The following is a 16407-nucleotide window of genomic DNA, read 5'->3' as shown; positions in this document are numbered from 1 at the left end:
AATAAGGAGCATAATTCTGATGGGTTTTTGGCGTTGTTCTTGTTGTAGGGAAGGAGTGGCCTTTAAGGAAAATTTTTACCTTTGATGAGGCAACCGCTCAACAATCACAATAAAAACCATGCAAAAAGGAAAGATTTTAGGCTTGATTCTGGGGTTAACCGCCTCGTTTTCTTCCGCCGTTTGGGCCCAGGAGGTGGAAAAGGAGAAACCCCTCGCCGCCAGGGAAACCCAGGAATCGTCGGCTGAGCAGGATCTGCGCGCTTTCAAGGAATGGATGAAAGTGCAGTCTGACAAAATCGCCACTACCACGCGCGCTGAGTGGCCCACCATCAAGAGCGACTTCGCCCGCCAGGCGAACAAGATAGAGAACAGCTTCCAGGGGCTATCAGAGACATCCAAGCGCGATTTCCTGGAGCTGAAAACCCGTTTCCAAGAGCTGGAGTCCAAGCCCATGGCCGATGAAGTGCCGTTGCAGGCAGAGGAAGTGCGCCTCCGCGAAAAAGAGCTGCTGGGTTCCTTTGGGAACGTACAGAACATCAGCTCCATCCACATGCGCGAAGCCTACATCCGGTTTATGCAGAACGTGCGGGTGAAGCGCCAGAACTGGACCTCTCGGGACTGGGACTACGCCGATTACATCCTCCAGAACCTGGGCAAGCGCAAAGCGGCCGTAGAGGAAAAACTCTCCACCCTGGATGAGATCAAGATCAGGACCCTCATTGGGGAGTTCTATACCCTGCGCTCAGGACAGGAGTTCAAAGAGCAGCAGAAAGCGAAGAAGCAGTAAACCGTAGGTATCCAAAAAGCATCGGGTCCGTTTAGGGGCAGTTTTACTCAAAACTACCCCTAAACGGACCCGATGCTTTTAAGCTTTGTTATTCCTCAATGCTGTCGCGCAGCGTTTGGTTTTTGGTGGTGTTGGACTTGGAGTTGTTCATCTCGCCGCGGCTCTGCGAGTTGCCTACCTTGCTTTGGGTGATCTCAGTAGCAGTGGCCCCGGTTGTGTCGTTTTGGTTAGGATTCACCACCGGGCTGGTGTTGTTGGGGTTGTTGGAGTTCTGCTCCGCCTCTGTTCCCGCTGAAGTTGTGTTTTTCCCGGTCTGGGAGTCGCAGGCTACAAAACCGGTCATGCCGGCCATAGCCAATATCATTACAAGCTTTTTCATAGTCTTACAGGTTTTAAGCGCTCTATCAGATTCTCTTAACTGGTAAACCGGCCAAAATGTTATGGAAGTGTGATCGCCCCGTGATAGGCTTAGGTAAAATTGACTTATTTGCCAGCCTGATCCGGCAAAACCGCTCCCGCAAGCAGGAACAACCTCCTTTGTTTAGGGCCTGATTTTGCAAAATAAAGCCCAAAACGAGCGTGTGGCACTTCCTTAGCACAACCGCCAGAAAATGCTTTACCTGAAGCGCAAATCCCGGCATAACCTTCCTCAGTTGACCTAAAATTCCATAGCTTTACCGTGGGATGTCTGGGGCCTGTTGGGCTCCCCGGTTCTCCCGCTTTATTTGGACTTCTTTTGATACCCATGACCTCTGTAAGAGTTTTAGCGACTTCCTTTCTCCTGGCCTGGGGAGTAGGATTTTCTGCCTCGCAGGCCCAGGCCCCCAAGAAACCAGATGCCGCCGAGATCAGGCTGGCGTTGGAAAAACTGAACGTGCTTGGCAGTGTGCTGTATTTCGCGGCGCACCCAGATGATGAGAACACCCGCCTCATAGGCTACCTGGCCAACGAACGCAAAATGCGCACTGGCTACCTGTCCCTCACCCGCGGCGATGGCGGCCAAAACCTCATCGGGCCGGAGATCAGGGAGGAACTGGGCGTGATCCGGACGCAGGAATTGCTGCAGGCCCGCCGCGTTGACGGGGGAGAGCAGTTCTTCAGCCGGGCCAACGATTTCGGGTTCTCCAAGAACCCCGCCGAAACCTTCACCATCTGGGACAAAGAGCAGGTGCTCGCCGATGCCGTTTGGGTTATCCGCAAGTTCCGCCCCGATGTCATCATCACCCGTTTCTCGCCGGAGCCCTCTGGCACACACGGCCACCACACTGCCTCCGCCATGATCGCCGTGGAGGCCTTTGACGCCGCCGCTGATCCCAAGCGTTTCCCCGAGCAACTGAAAACCGTGGAGCCCTGGCAGGCCAAACGCCTGCTCTGGAATACCTCTTCCTTCTTCTACAGCCAAAACCAGAAATTCGACACGTCTGATAAACTGATGATCGATGCTGGGGTCTACAACCCCTTGCTGGGTCGGTCTTACAACGAGATTGCCGCCCAGAGCCGCAGCATGCACAAAAGCCAGGGATTCGGGAGCAGTGGCACCCGCGGAGAGGCCGTGGAGTACTTTGAGTTCCTGAAAGGCGCTCGCGCCAAAGCTGATGTGCTGGAAGGCGTAACCACCTCCTGGAACCGCGTGCCTGGCAGCAAAGAGGTAGCCAGGTTACTGGAGGAAGCTCTCAAGAACTACAACCCTGGCAACCCGGCGGCCACTGTGCCGGTGCTGTTGAAGGCGAATGCGGCCCTGGCCAAACTGCCGGCTTCTTACTGGAAAACCGTGAAGCAGCAGGACCTGCAGGAAGCCATTAAAAACTGCCTGGGCCTGTACCTGGAAGCCTCCTCAGTAAGGGAGTTTTCTGTATCGCCGGGCGAGCAGGTAGCCTTGTCATTGGAAGCTGTGAACCGTTCGGCCGTTCCCGTGACCCTCACCAAAGTAGAGTATCTGTTCGCGAACCAGGACACCACGCTGCAGCAGAAACTGGACCTGAACAAACCGGTGTTCATCAGAACCTCATGCACAGTACCGGCGGCCACGCCCTTCTCCCAGCCGTACTGGCTGCGCACACCGGGCACCACTGGCATGTTCCGGGTAGATGACCTCGCCCTGATTGGGCTGGCCGAGAACCCTGCCGCCGCCCAATTGAGATTGCATCTGACCGTGCAAGGCGAGCCGCTTACTTATACCGTGCCCGTAGTCTACAAGCGCACCGATCCGGTGGAAGGGGAGCAGTACCGTCCGTTTGAGATTGCCCCTCCGGTTTTCGTGAACATCTCTGAGAAAGTGTACGTATTTCCAGATCCGCAACCTAAACCCGTTACCCTGCGGGTGCGGGCCGGAAAAGACCAGGTAGATGGGCAGGTAGCCCTGCGCCTTCCCCAAGGATGGCGTTCTGAGCCTGCCTCGGGAAGTTTCAAATTGGGCCAGAAAGGCGAGGAGCAGACCTTCACGTTCATGGTATACCCCGGCGCAACCCAGACGGAGAGTGCCATCGGCGCAGCCGTGACGTACAACGGCAAAACCTACAACCAAAGCTTCAGGGCTATCGCGTACCCGCATATTCCTACGCAGACCTTGTACCCCGAGGCTTCGGCCAAAGCGGTGAAACTGGACCTCAAGCGCAAAGGACAACACATTGGCTACCTCATGGGCGCCGGCGATGAAGTGCCCGCCAGCCTGCAGCAGATAGGTTATGCCGTAGACCAGTTGCGGGTAGAGGACCTGTCTGCGGCGGCCTTGCAGAAATATGATGCCGTGGTGGTGGGCGTGCGTGCCTTCAATACCTTAGAACGTCTCAAATTTCAGCAGCCTCAACTGATGCAGTACGTGCAGAACGGGGGCACGCTGGTGGTGCAGTACAACGTGAGCAACGGATTGGTGACTTCTAACTTAGGGCCGTTTTCCATTAAACTCTCCAATGACCGCGTAACGGTAGAAGACTCAGAAGTACGGTTCCTGAAACCCAATCACCCGGTTCTGAACTCGCCCAACAAGATCACCGCACAGGATTTCAAAGGTTGGGTGCAGGAACGTGGTCTTTATTTCCCTAACCAGTGGGCGCCGGAGTACGAGGCCATCATCTCATCTAATGACCCGGGTGAATCGCCTAAAGACAGCGGTTTGCTCGTTGCCAAATATGGGAAAGGATATTACGTGTACACCGGGTATTCTTTCTTCAGGGAGTTGCCGGCCGGGGTGCCAGGGGCGTACCGTCTGTTTGTGAACCTGCTCTCTTTGGGCAAGTAACGTTCAGGGGCCGTTTTCAAGAAAACGGCCCCTGAACAGCTCATTATTTGGGTAAAATCTTAAGAAATGTACTACAAGCCCTATGAAGAAGTATTTCAAAGGAAACCTGATTTTAAGGTAACCTATTCCATTTTTACCCAGGAAGAAGGCGGAAGATACAGTTTACCATTTCAGGGAATTAGGTGGGACTTTCAGTATGAGGATCCTGAAACTGGGAGGAAAAACTTTTTTATAATTTGGCCTGAGTTTGAGGATTTGCATGGCAATGTCATCCAAGAAATAGACCTACCCATTGCCAGACATGGCATTGCTAGAATGTGGATCGTTGACAGTGAAAGAATAAACTACCATCAGGGTAAAATAAAAGTTGGTACCCATGGTTTCTTTATGGAAGGGCCTAGAAAAGTAGGGGAGTGTGATGTAATTGAATTGATCAGTCTTAAATAACAACCAGTAGCAATTAAAAGGCAAGTCATCAAGATTTGTTCTCAACCCAAGACATTCCCCATGACTAAAGGAGATATAGACCCGCCGCCGTTCTTTAAAAGCTGGACATCCATGTACTGGTTGGTGTTGGGCGTATTGGCGGCGTTCATCCTGTTGTTTTATCTCATCACCGAAGCCTATAAATGAGCGGATTGGATTGGGGAGTGCTGGTAGGCACCATTGCGTTCATTGTGCTGTATGGCGTCTGGAAAACCCGCAAGGCCCAGCATATGTCTGGTTACCTGCGGGCCGATAACACCGAACGTTGGTGGATGATGGGGCTTTCCATTATGGCCACCCAGGCCAGCGCCATCACGTTTCTTTCTACTCCGGGACAGGCCTTTGATGATGGTATGCGGTTTATCCAGTTTTACTTCGGGTTGCCGCTGGCTATGGTGGTGCTGTCCATCACGGCTATTCCCATCTATTACCGCCTAAAGGTCTTCACGGCCTATGAGTACCTGGAAAGCCGCTTCAACCTGAAGACCCGTTCGTTGGCGGCGTTTCTGTTTCTGCTGCAGCGGGGTCTTTCCACGGGAATCACCATTTACGCGCCGGCCATTATCCTCTCCACCATCCTTGGTTGGAATCTCACGGCTACCATTCTTTTCATCGGGGTGATCGTGACGTTCTACACTGTGGTAGGCGGTACAAAGGCTGTAAGCCAGACCCAGCGGCTGCAGATGGCCGTGATGCTGGGTGGTATGCTGGCCGCGGCCATTGTGGTGGTGCGTTTGCTGCCGGATGGCGTAGGCTTCTCCGAGGCCATGACTGTGGCCGGAACATCGGGCAAACTGAACCTGGTGGATCTGAGCTTCAACCCCGATGACCGTTACAATCTATGGTCTGGGTTGATTGGCGGCTTTTTCCTGGCTTTGTCTTACTTCGGCACGGATCAGTCGCAGGTAGGGCGCTATTTGGGTGGGGAGACCATTGCCCAGAGTCGCTTGGGTTTGCTCATGAACGGCCTGGTGAAAGTGCCCATGCAGTTCCTCATTCTGCTGGTAGGCGTGCTGGTTTTCGTCTTTTACCAGTTCTACCAACCACCCCTTTACTTCAACCAACAGCAGGTCAGCAGCGTCACGGCCTCAGCAGAGGCGCCGGTCTGGCAGAACCTGGAGGCCCAAAGCCGGCAGGTTTTCCAGGAGAAGAAAGAAGCTACTTTGGCCCTGGTGCAGGCGCACCAAGCTGGTAACAAGGCAGGGGAGGAGCAGGCAAGCCAGCGCATGCGCCAGGCCGAGGAGAAAAGAAAGGAAATAAGACAGCAGGCGCAGGCCCTGGTGAAAACCCACAACGAAGGCACCGACCTCAAAGACACCGATTACGTGTTCCTCACCTTCGTGACGCAGCAGTTGCCCCAGGGCTTAGTGGGTTTGCTTTTGGCCGTAGTGCTGTGCGCTGCTATGGGTAGCACGGCCTCGGCGTTCAACTCGCTGGCTTCCACTACCGTGGTGGATGTCTACAAACGCACCGTGAACAGAAATGCCTCAGATGACCATTATGTGAGTGCCTCCCGGTGGTTCACCGTGGGTTGGGGAGCGGTTTCTATCTTCTTCGCGCTGTTTGCCTCCCAACTAGAAAACCTTATTCAGGCGGTGAATATCCTGGGCTCCCTTTTCTACGGCACCATCCTGGGTATTTTCATCGCTGCTTTCTATTTCCAGAAGCTGAAGGGGAATGCCGTGTTCTGGGCCGCCGTGCTCACGCAGTTGATCATTTTTCTCCTGTATGAGTATACAACTATCGCCTACCTCTGGTACAACCTCATCGGGACGGTGCTGGTGGTGGGCATCGGGTATTTGCTTCGGACTTTCCTGCGCGAGCAAGCCTGAGTGGAGGTTATCGTATTACCATTTTACAAGCAGATGAACCAACTATATTTGGCCTTACAGCACGTTATCCAGAGCCGAAGAACCATAAAGCCACCTAAGATGAACGGCGCCCAGATTCCGGAGGAGGAGATAAAGGAAATCCTTACCCTTGCTGATTGGGCTCCTACCCACGGAAACACTGAGCCCTGGCGTTTTGTGGTGTATGCGGGCGAGAAAGTAAAAGAGTTCTGTCTGGCCCACGCCGAGCTGTACCGCGAGCATACCGCCCCAGACAAGTTCATGGACCTGAAGTACGAGAAACTGCTGCACATGGGAGATGAGGCCTCGCACGTGATTGTGGCCTATATGCGCCGTGGCGATTTGCCCAAGATTCCCGCCCTGGAAGAAATTGCCGCCACCTCCTGCGCCATCCAGAACCTGCTGCTGGGGGCTACTGCCTTGGGGATTGCTTCATACTGGGGATCTGGCGGTATGGCCTACCACCCAGCTATGAAAGACATGCTGGCCCTGCGTGAGGAAGATACGGTGCTGGGGATTCTTTACCTGGGCTACTCAGACAGCCCGGCACCCAGCGGAAAAAGGATTGTTTCTTTTGAGGAGAAAGTCCGCTGGATGTAAAACCCACTCTGACCTAAGAAAACACCTTAAAAACAAAACCCCGCTGAAGCAATATCAGAGGGGTTTTGTTTTTAAGGTGTTTTCAGGAAATCAGGACTAAAACCTTATTTCTTGTTTTTGATCTCGGCTAAGAGTTTCTCGTTCAAAGCCACGTAGTCTGCATTGTTTTCTTTTTTAGCTAACTCAATAGATTTCTGGGCGGTGGTAGTGGCGCCTTTGAAGTCGTTGAGTTTCGCCTGCATTTTGGCTTGCTGGTGCAGGTTCCAGAACTTAGGGTCTTTCTCGTTGGCTTGTTTCATCCAGGCCAGCGCTTGTTTCAGGTCTTTGTTGGTGTCTGCGTAGTAAGAAGCGGCAGCGGCATACAGGGCAGGTGTCACGTTGGTACCGTTGATCACTTTCTCTCTGATCTGGGCCATCACCTTGGTGTCTACATCGGTGGTGATTTTCACAGGCACCAAAGTGTTTTCCCAACTGATCTGCAGTACGCCGGAAGAATTGGTGAGGTCTGCGAAGCCAATGGTGAAGGACTCCACTTTTTCATTCAATCTCTTAGGCGTCACCTTGAAACGCACCTGGTCATCTTCCTGCTTGTAATCAGGACCACCGTCTCCCCAAAGTTTGGTGTTCTTGTGGATGACCACGGTCCATTCTTTCTCGCCTGGAATGGTGTACAGCGCGTACTCGCCGGCCGGAACCTTGTTGCCTTCCAGCATTACCTCATCTGAGAAAGTGATTTTGGTGGCGGCGTTAGCGCCTGTCCGCCATAGTTTACCGTAAGGCGCCAGGTCCCCGAAGATCTTGCGGCCTTTCACGCTGGGCCGGGAGTAGTCTACGGTTACTTTGGTCAATCCCACCACTTGGGTGACAGAGGCGCTGGGGCTGGCAGCCGGAGTTTGGATCTGGGCGGAGGCTTGGGTGCCCATCAGGAACAAGGCCATGGCCAATGACCAGACCAGTTGCAGGGATAACATCTTCTTCATATTACAGCTCAATTATGCTTGGTTTGATTGTGAAGTAATATTAATCAAAAGAAAGAATTCTACCTACGCTACCGCCATTTGGCGGCCATTCCATTTATAGCCAATCCTGCAAGTTAGCTCACCTGCCAGTGTTTCTGTTTTAGAACTATTTCTATAAAAACAGGCCGAAAATAACCTTAAACCCAGCTTGGTGAAAGTTTTAAATTATTGAAAGAATGAAAATGTTTGCGCTCTTTCCTTATGAGTTTGGTGTAGCCTTTAACTTATCATCTAGTAGATTATTAAGCACTTGCGTAAAGGTTTGCAGTAAAATCCTTTTGAAATATGGCAATAAAAAATTAGATTACATTTATAAAGTATTCGGTTTGTTAACATAATTTAAAAAAGCATGAAAAGACATCTACTCTTGTGCTTGATTTTGCTGACCGTACTTCATCTTAGTGCTGTTGGGCAAAGTAGAACCATCTCGGGGAGGGTCACCTCCGCCGCCGATGGTACCCCTTTACCAGGGGTGAGCGTGGTGGTGAAAGGTACCACCACGGGAGCGAGTACTGACGCAAACGGTCGGTATGAATTGAATGTGTCTGGCAACCCAACGCTGGTCTTTTCCTTTGTAGGGTTCCTGAATAGGGAGGTGCCCGTAGGCGCCAGCGGTACCATTGATGTGGCCTTAGCTGAGGACACCAAAACCATCAGTGAGGTAGTGGTGGTGGGGTACGGTACCCAGGAGGCCCGGGACGTGGTGGGTTCCATTGCCAGCGTAAAGGGTGAGGAAATCGCTGATATTCCGGTACCCAGCGTGGAGTCGGCCATTCAGGGGCGCGTAGCGGGGGTGCAGATTACGTCCGGAAGCGGTAAGGTAGGGCAAGGCATCAAGGTGCGGGTGCGCGGCTCGGCCTCGGTGACAGCGGGTAACCAGCCGCTCTACGTGGTGGACGGCATACCTATCACCTCAGAAAACCAGGGGATAGAAAACAACGAACCCACCAACCCTTTGGCTGACCTAAACCCCAATGACATTGAATCCATTGAGATCCTCAAAGACGCTTCCTCCTCGGCCATCTACGGCTCCCGGGCCTCCAATGGCGTGGTGCTCATCACCACCAAGCGGGGCAAGGCCGGAAAAACCGCTTTCAATTTTGACTACAGCACCGGTTTCAGCAAGCCCACAAACAAAGTGGAGTTCCTGAATAGTGCTGAGTACCTGGAGCTCTTCAATGAATCCGTGGCGAATTCAGAATTAGCCCAGTTGTACATTGACTTTGGGTTAGTGGCTGACCTTGACGAGTTCAAGGATGCTTTCCTGCCGGAGTGGCGCAACCCGGCCAACTCAAACTGGCAGGACCAGGTTTTCCGTACAGCGGGCTACAACCAGTTTGACCTTACCGCCAGCGGCGGCACGGAGAAAACCCGGTTTTACGTGGGGGGCTCCTACACAGACCAGGAAGGTATACTGCTGGGCAACAACTTCAAAAGGGCCAGCGCCCGCATCAACATTGACCACAACGCCACCGATAAGCTCACTATAGGAGTGAACTTCAGCCTGGCCCGCACCGTCAATGACCGGGTAGCCGATGACAACGCCTTTGCCACGCCCTTGCAGATTGTGGCCCTGCCGCCCGTTCAGCCCATCATTGACCCCGAGACCGGCGAATACAATACCAATACCGCCTATTACAACGGGCTAATTGAGATAAGGGACGCGTTCAGGAAATCAATAGGTTACCGGAATCTGAGCACCATTTACGCCAGCTACAATATTGTGCCGGGCCTTACCTTCCGGAGTGAGCTGGGTTTGGACCTCCTGAACCAGGGTGAGAACACCTACCAGGGGCGCGAAACCCAGGACGGTGCACCGGCAGGCGCAGCCGAAAGCCGGTCCGTGACGGTGCTGAACTACACCACCAACAACTTCCTCAACTACTCAAAACAGATAGGGGAGATCCACAACGTAGAAACTACCCTGGGTATGAGTTTCCAGAAATCAGAGACCGAGGCCAATTACGTGTCAGGCATTGGTTTCCCCAGCGATGACTTCAAACGGATCACCAATGCCGCCGAGATCAACTTCGGGACTTCTGAAGGCACGGAGTACTCCCTGCTTTCCTACTTTGCCCGGGTGAACTACAAACTGCTGGATAAATACCTGTTCTCCCTCAGCGGCCGTCTGGATGGGTCTTCGCGGTTCGGGGCCAATAACCGCTACGGTTTCTTTCCGGCCGTGGGTGTAGGCTGGATCCTGTCTGAAGAGCCCTTCTTCCAGGGAGCGGAATTCCTGAGCCTGTTGAAACTGAGGGCCAGCTACGGGTTTACCGGTAATGATAACATCGGTAACTTTGACGCCCGTGGGCTTTACACCTCCGGGTCCTACGCGGGCAATCCGGGGATAATTCCCTTGTCGGTAGAGAACCCAGACCTCAAATGGGAAACCACCGAACAGCTGGACCTTGGCATTAACTTCGGGCTTTTCAAGAACCGCATCAACGGCGGGGTGGAGTATTACCAGAAGAAAACCGAGGATTTGCTTTTGGCGGTGCAAGTGCCGGCTACCTCGGGGTTTGCCACCGTTACCAGAAACGTGGGTAACCTGGAGAACAAAGGCGTGGAGGTAACCCTGAACACCGAGAACCTGGTGGGCGCCTTTACCTGGTCCTCCAGCTTTAACATTGCCTTCAACCGGAACAAGATCACCAACCTGAACGGGCAGGTCATCACCTCCGGGGCGGTAAACAGGGCAGTGGAAGGGCAGCCCATTGGGGTATTCTACACCTTTAAGTACGCCGGAGTAGACCCTGCCAACGGCGATGCGCTCTATTACTTGCGGGCCGGCTCTGATGAGACCACCAATGATTACGGCGCCGCCGAACAGCAGGTGGTGGGTGACCCCAACCCCGATTACGTGGGTGGTTTCTACAATTCGTTCGGTTTCAAAGGTTTTGACCTGAGCCTGCTCTTGCAGTTCTCCTACGGCAATGAGATCTACAACAACGCCGGCCGGTTCCAGTCTGCCAACATGGACTACATAGACAACCAGACCAGGGATCAGCTCAACCGCTGGCGCCAGCCTGGAGATATCACCAGGGTGCCGCAGGCCCGGTTTGGGGATGCCAACGGAACCGGAACTTCGTCTCGGTGGCTCTATGATGGCTCTTACCTGAGGGGGAAAACCATTACGCTGGGGTACACGCTTCCTGCGGCTCTGATAGGTAAGTTCCACCTTACCCGGGTAAGGGTGTATGCCTCCGGCCAGAACTTTTTCACCATCACAGATTACCCAGGTTGGGACCCAGAGGTGGATACGCCTGGCACAGAGGTCACCAACCAGCGCCAGAATGTGGGCATCGGGGTAGACTTCTATACCACGCCGCAGGCAAAAACCATCACGTTTGGGGTTAACATCGGATTCTGACTTGCCTATTATGTCCTAATGACTACAGCCATGAGAAGTTATAGATATATCCTCACCAGATTCTTTCCGGCCCTAGGCCTGTGCATGCTGCTGGGCACCAGCAGTTGCGACGATGAACTTGAAGTAGACCCCCAGCAATCCATTGACGCCGGCCAGGCCCTTACCACTTCCCAAGGGGTGCAGAGTGCCTTGATTGGGGCGTATGAACGGTTGCAGGGTGGCCCTTTGTACTCCGGTGACCTGAACCTGATGAGTGAGCTGCTGGGCAGTACCGGTAACCTTATCTGGGGCGGTACTTTCCTTACCTACCGGCAACTGTTTCAGAAACAAATCACTACAGACAATGCCGTGGTGGCGAATACCTGGATACGGGCGTACAGTGCCATCAATGTGGTGAACAACGTCATCAAAGCGGTAGGGGTAGTGGACGAAGACCAGAGGGATGAGGTGCTGGGAGAGGCGCTCTTTATCCGGGGGCTGGTGTATTTTGATCTGGTTCGCTTCTACGGGTTGCCGTATGAGCCGGGGCAGCAGAATACCCAGTTGGGGGTGCCTGTTGTGTTAGAGCCTACCACTGTGCTGAGCAATGCCAACAATGTGCCGCGTAATACCGTGGAGGAAGTCTATGCCCAGGCTATTGAGGATCTCACCCGGGCTCGGGATTTATTGCCTGACAGGGCCAACCTTGATGACCAAAAAGAAGACGGGGCCGCAGCCAATACCTATGCAGCCAGTGCGGTACTGGCCAGAATTTACCTGCAGCAGGCCGGGGAACCCGGCAACCCTGCCGAGGGGCCTTACCTGACCAAAGCCGCCGAAGAAGCGAATAGAGTCATTGAACAAGGGGGCTTTGCTTTGGTGGAGGATTTCTCCGGAGAATTTAATAACTCACAGAATACCTCAGAGGACATCTTCGCCATTCAGCAGACGGTGCAAAGCAATGCCGGGCAGTCCAACGAAGGTCTGGCAACTTTCTACTCTGCCAACGAGCGCGCTGAGATTGAAGTGGCTGCTTCTTTTCTAACCGAGTTTGAAGACGGGGACGAACGAGCCGAGGTCCTGTACTTGGATGATGACGATGTGGCCAGGAACGGGAAATATGACGTTTACTCGGCCAATGTGCCCATTATCAGGCTGGCGGAGATGTACTTGATCAGGGCGGAGGCCAATCAGCGGCTGGGTACCGCCCTGGGCGCCACACCCCTGGAGGACATCAATACCATCCGCAGCCGGGCAGATATTCCGTCACTTACGTCAGTTTCCCTGGAAGACATCCTGCGGGAGCGGACCCTGGAGCTGGCTTTTGAAGGTCAGCTGCTCCACGACTTGAAACGCCTGAGAACGGATGTGGGTGATTTACCCTATAACGCAGGAGAACTGGTACTGCCCATTCCCCTGCGGGAAATAAACGCCAACCCCAGCTTGGTACAAAACGAGGCTTATACCTAGGGTTGTTTTCCAAGAGTGAATTCTGATTGCCGTTTAGGGGCTGCTTTTTCCAAAAGCAGCCCCTAAACGATTTTAGGAGGCGACCAGCTTGAATTTTATTCTGCCTTTGTTTGCATTGGAATTTCAAAAAATGGGCCCTAAATCAAAGGATTATACTATGGAATAGGAAGGGCTCCTGGTTTTGATTTGGCTGGTTAGCAAAGAAATCATAGCTAAGAGAAGGAGGGATGAGGCAGAAGTCCGCTTCGTTTTTTGGCTGGAACTTTGGTTTACATAACTTTTTTTTGCACCGCTAGAAAAAAGTTTTCTGATAATATTTTACCAAAAACCAGCCATGCATTAATAAATTGTTAAACCGGGTAAAAGCATTTGGTAAATCTTTACTGATCTAGTATTGTATTGTTATTTTCATAAATTTTTCCGTCAATGCTTACGATTTTGGTTTGTTTGAATATTGTTGATAAAGCTCTACTTTGGGAGGATATTCGCAAACTTTCAAACAAAACCAAATGAAAAAACATGTACTCTTGTTCTTGTTTTTGCTCAATGTGCTAGGTTTTAGTGCAATGGCGCAGAATAGAACCATCTCCGGCAGGGTGACCTCTGCCACAGATGGATCGGCACTTCCCGGGGTGAGCGTGGTTGTCAAAGGGACAACCATAGGCGCAAGTACAGACGTTGAAGGACGCTACCAGATCAGCGTGACAGGTTCACCTACCCTGGTCTTTACCTTCATTGGATTTACCACCCGTGAAATAGCGGCTGGGACCAGCACTACAATTGATGTGAAACTGGCAGAAGACACCAAAACCATTGAAGAAGTAGTGGTGGTAGGGTACGGTAGCCAGGAGAAAAGAGAAGTGACTGGTTCTATTGCTTCTATCAAATCTGAAGATATCCAAAGAACGCCAACCCCAAGTTTTGAGAACGCCCTGCAGGGTAGAACCTCTGGGGTGCTGGTAGAGCAGCAGAATGGTAAACTAGGCCAGGGTATCAAAGTACGCGTGCGCGGATCTTCTTCCGTAAGTGCGGGTAACGAGCCCCTTTACGTGTTAGATGGTGTTCCTTTGACCACCAGCGTACCTAACGCAGGTGGTGCTCCCACCAACCCTTTGGTGGACCTGAACCCTAATGACATTGCTTCTATTGAAGTGTTGAAAGATGCCGCCGCCGCGGCCATCTACGGATCCAGAGCTGCCAATGGGGTAGTTTTGATCACTACCAAAAAAGGAACTACCGGTGGCACCAAGGTGAATGTGAGCTACTTCACAGGATTTAGCAAACCAACAAACAAGCGTGAATTCCTGAACTCCAGTGAGTATGTAGAGCTTCTCAGAGAGGCAGCCGCCAACTCAGAAGAGCGGGAAGGTGAGCCGTTCTGGGTTGAGTTCAATGAAGGCCGTCTGCAAAGATATGCTGCCGGTAACGCTGATCCATTGACTTACAATACAGACTGGCAGGATGAGGTTTTCCAGGATGCCTCTGTGAACCAGATTGACGTGAGCGTTTCTGGTGGTAATGAGAAAACCAAGTTTTACACCGGTTTGTCTAACAGCAACCAGGATGGTATTCTTATCAACAACAGATTTGAGAAGATAAGTGGCCGTTTAAACCTGGATCACCAGATCAATGAAAAGGTAGCCATAGGCATGAATTTCAGCTTAACCCGCACCAAGAACTTCCGGTTAAGCAATGACAATGCTTTCAGTACCCCTATGCAGATTGTGGCGCTGCCGCCTATCACACCAGTTACTGACCCAAGAACAGGGTTGGTGAGTGGGGCCCTTGATCCGGCAACCGGCCGCCCTAACACCAACTATCCGGTATACTATAACCCCTTGCTCAACGCTGTAGATGCAGACTTCCTGACCACCGTTTTCCGGAACTTCACCAACCTGTACGCCAGCTACAAAATCCTGCCTGGCTTAACCTTCAGATCTGAATTTGGTCTGGATTTGTTAAACCAGAATGAAAATGCTTACTACGGTAGATTAACTGCCAGAAACATTGGTACTCCCAACGGGATTGGAGTAAACGCCCAGACCCAGATTTTCAACTACAACACCAATAACTTCTTCAACTACAACAAGAGCTTCACCGATGCCCACAATGTTGATGTGGTGTTGGGTATGAGCTACCAGGAGTCAAACCAGACAGCCAACTACATTGAAGGACAGCAGTTCCCAAGTAACGCTTACAGGACCCTTGCCAGTGCGGCAGACATCACCGAAGGTAATTCTTCTGGAACAGACTACTCTTTCTTGTCTTACTTTACTCGGGTAAATTATAAATTCAAAGACAGATACCTGTTGGGCTTGAGCGGCCGTATTGACGGTTCATCACGTTTCGGTAATGACAGCAAATACGGTTTCTTCCCGGCTGCCTCTGTAGGCTGGATTCTGAGCGAGGAGTCTTTCCTAGCTAACTCAAGCCTGATCAACTACCTGAAACTGAGAGGTAGCTACGGTATCACAGGTAACGCTGAGATTGCCAACGCTGCTTCTCTGGGCTTGTACTCAGGTGATGCCGGTTACGGTGGAACTCCGGGCCAGCGCCCAACCCAGATTGAGAACCCTGAACTGAAATGGGAAGAAACTGCCCAGTTAGACGTTGGTTTGGAATACGGCTTTTGGAACGGCAGACTTTCCGGTGAGATTGACTACTACGTGAAGAAAACAGACGACCTGTTGCTGAACGTGAACGTACCGGGCACCAGCGGTTACAGAACCCAGCTGAAGAACGTTGGTAAACTGCAAAACAAAGGGTTTGAGTTCAGCCTGAATTCAGACAACCTGGTAGGTGACTTCAAGTGGTCTACTAACTTTAACTACTCCAGAAACCGCAATAAGATCACAGACCTGCAGGGCCAGATTATTGAAGGTGGTTACCTGAACCGCGCCGTAGAAGGACAGCCAATTGGCGTATTCTTCGGGGTTGAGTATGCCGGGGTAGACCCAGACAACGGTGATGCTTTATATTATCTGAATACCCTTAATACAGATGGTTCCCGCAACAGAGAAACCACCAGTGATTACGGCTCCGCCGAAAGAGTTGTAATTGGAGATCCAAACCCGGATTTCGTGCTTGGTTTAACCAACAACTTCTCCTTCAAAGGATTTGACCTAAGCGTTCTGTTCCAAGGTGTGGTAGGCAATGACATCTACAACGGTGCCGGTACTTACATGAGCGCCAGCGCCAGCTGGTATGACAACCAAACCAAAGATCAATTGAGAAGATGGCAGAAACCCGGTGATATCACCGATGTGCCTAGAGCTTACCTGGGTTATGCAAACGGTACAGACGCCTCTTCCCGTTACCTGTCAGACGGATCCTATATGCGTCTTAAGAATGTGACTTTGGGGTACACCCTGCCTACTTCCTTCGTGCAGAAATTCCACTTGGAGAAAGTACGCGTGTATGCCATTGGCCTCAACTTGCTCACCTTCACAGATTATGAAGGCTGGGACCCAGAAGTTAACACAGATTACCTGGCTGGTAACATCTCCCAGGGTAATGACTTCTATGGTGCGCCACAGGCAAGAACCATCACTTTTGGAGTAAACATCGGGTTCTAAGCAGTATCACAGAATCACGTAAAAGAACAAGTC

At 52.0% G+C, this 16407-nt stretch carries 11 protein-coding genes; 9 read left to right on the top strand and 2 right to left on the bottom strand.

Features of this window, described 5'->3' with window-relative positions; genetic code table 11:
* Nucleotides 1-118 precede the first annotated feature (118 nt).
* The gene (locus tag J3P34_RS05880; RefSeq protein WP_210463942.1) at nucleotides 119-787 is read left to right on the top strand and encodes a hypothetical protein; all 669 of its coding nucleotides are present in this window, start codon (nucleotides 119-121) and stop codon (nucleotides 785-787) included.
* A gap of 88 nt (nucleotides 788-875) precedes the next feature.
* Here J3P34_RS05880 and J3P34_RS05875 read toward each other — a convergent pair whose 3' ends face one another.
* Nucleotides 876-1166, bottom strand: a complete 291-nt coding sequence (locus J3P34_RS05875; RefSeq protein ID WP_210487031.1) for a hypothetical protein — start codon at nucleotides 1164-1166, stop codon at nucleotides 876-878.
* 366 nt (nucleotides 1167-1532) lie between these two features.
* Here J3P34_RS05875 and J3P34_RS05870 point away from each other — a divergent pair, with 366 nt between their 5' ends.
* The 5 genes from J3P34_RS05870 to J3P34_RS05855 all read left to right on the top strand — a co-directional run bounded on the left by J3P34_RS05870 (nucleotide 1533) and on the right by J3P34_RS05855 (nucleotide 6961).
* Nucleotides 1533-4025 carry a PIG-L family deacetylase gene (locus J3P34_RS05870; RefSeq protein WP_210487029.1) on the top strand — a complete coding sequence of 831 codons (2493 nt, stop codon included), beginning with the start codon at nucleotides 1533-1535 and terminating at the stop codon, nucleotides 4023-4025.
* Nucleotides 4026-4091: 66 nt separating this feature from the next.
* A complete protein-coding gene (locus tag J3P34_RS05865; protein ID WP_210487027.1) occupies nucleotides 4092-4472 on the top strand; it encodes a hypothetical protein in 381 nt (126 codons plus the stop codon).
* 60 nt (nucleotides 4473-4532) lie between these two features.
* Nucleotides 4533-4658, top strand: coding sequence for a hypothetical protein (locus J3P34_RS22220; RefSeq protein WP_262713899.1), 126 nt, complete (start codon nucleotides 4533-4535; stop codon nucleotides 4656-4658).
* A complete protein-coding gene (locus tag J3P34_RS05860) occupies nucleotides 4655-6343 on the top strand; it encodes a sodium:solute symporter family transporter (RefSeq protein WP_210487025.1) in 1689 nt (562 codons plus the stop codon). The genes J3P34_RS22220 and J3P34_RS05860 overlap by 4 nt, the downstream gene beginning before the upstream one ends.
* A 33-nt stretch (nucleotides 6344-6376) precedes the next feature.
* Nucleotides 6377-6961 carry a nitroreductase family protein gene (locus tag J3P34_RS05855; RefSeq protein WP_210487023.1) on the top strand — a complete coding sequence of 195 codons (585 nt, stop codon included), beginning with the start codon at nucleotides 6377-6379 and terminating at the stop codon, nucleotides 6959-6961.
* A 104-nt stretch (nucleotides 6962-7065) separates the two neighbouring features.
* On the opposite strand, the gene J3P34_RS05850 is transcribed toward J3P34_RS05855, so the two are convergent.
* Nucleotides 7066-7941, bottom strand: a complete 876-nt coding sequence (locus J3P34_RS05850) for a DUF2911 domain-containing protein (protein ID WP_210487021.1) — start codon at nucleotides 7939-7941, stop codon at nucleotides 7066-7068.
* A gap of 388 nt (nucleotides 7942-8329) precedes the next feature.
* On the opposite strand from J3P34_RS05850, the gene J3P34_RS05845 reads away from it, so the two are divergent.
* The 3 genes from J3P34_RS05845 to J3P34_RS05835 all read left to right on the top strand — a co-directional run bounded on the left by J3P34_RS05845 (nucleotide 8330) and on the right by J3P34_RS05835 (nucleotide 16374).
* Nucleotides 8330-11350, top strand: coding sequence for a SusC/RagA family TonB-linked outer membrane protein (locus tag J3P34_RS05845; RefSeq protein WP_210487019.1), 3021 nt, complete (start codon nucleotides 8330-8332; stop codon nucleotides 11348-11350).
* A gap of 30 nt (nucleotides 11351-11380) precedes the next feature.
* The gene (locus J3P34_RS05840; protein WP_210487017.1) at nucleotides 11381-12799 is read left to right on the top strand and encodes a RagB/SusD family nutrient uptake outer membrane protein; all 1419 of its coding nucleotides are present in this window, start codon (nucleotides 11381-11383) and stop codon (nucleotides 12797-12799) included.
* 509 nt (nucleotides 12800-13308) lie between these two features.
* The gene (locus J3P34_RS05835; protein ID WP_210487015.1) at nucleotides 13309-16374 is read left to right on the top strand and encodes a SusC/RagA family TonB-linked outer membrane protein; all 3066 of its coding nucleotides are present in this window, start codon (nucleotides 13309-13311) and stop codon (nucleotides 16372-16374) included.
* The last annotated feature ends 33 nt before the right edge of the window (nucleotides 16375-16407 follow it).

The sequence above is a fragment of the Rufibacter aurantiacus genome, assembly GCF_017916345.1.
Lineage (GTDB): Bacteria > Bacteroidota > Bacteroidia > Cytophagales > Hymenobacteraceae > Nibribacter > Nibribacter roseolus.
The sequence above is the reverse complement of the archived record's forward strand: the minus strand, read 5'-3'. Positions and strand labels throughout refer to the sequence as shown.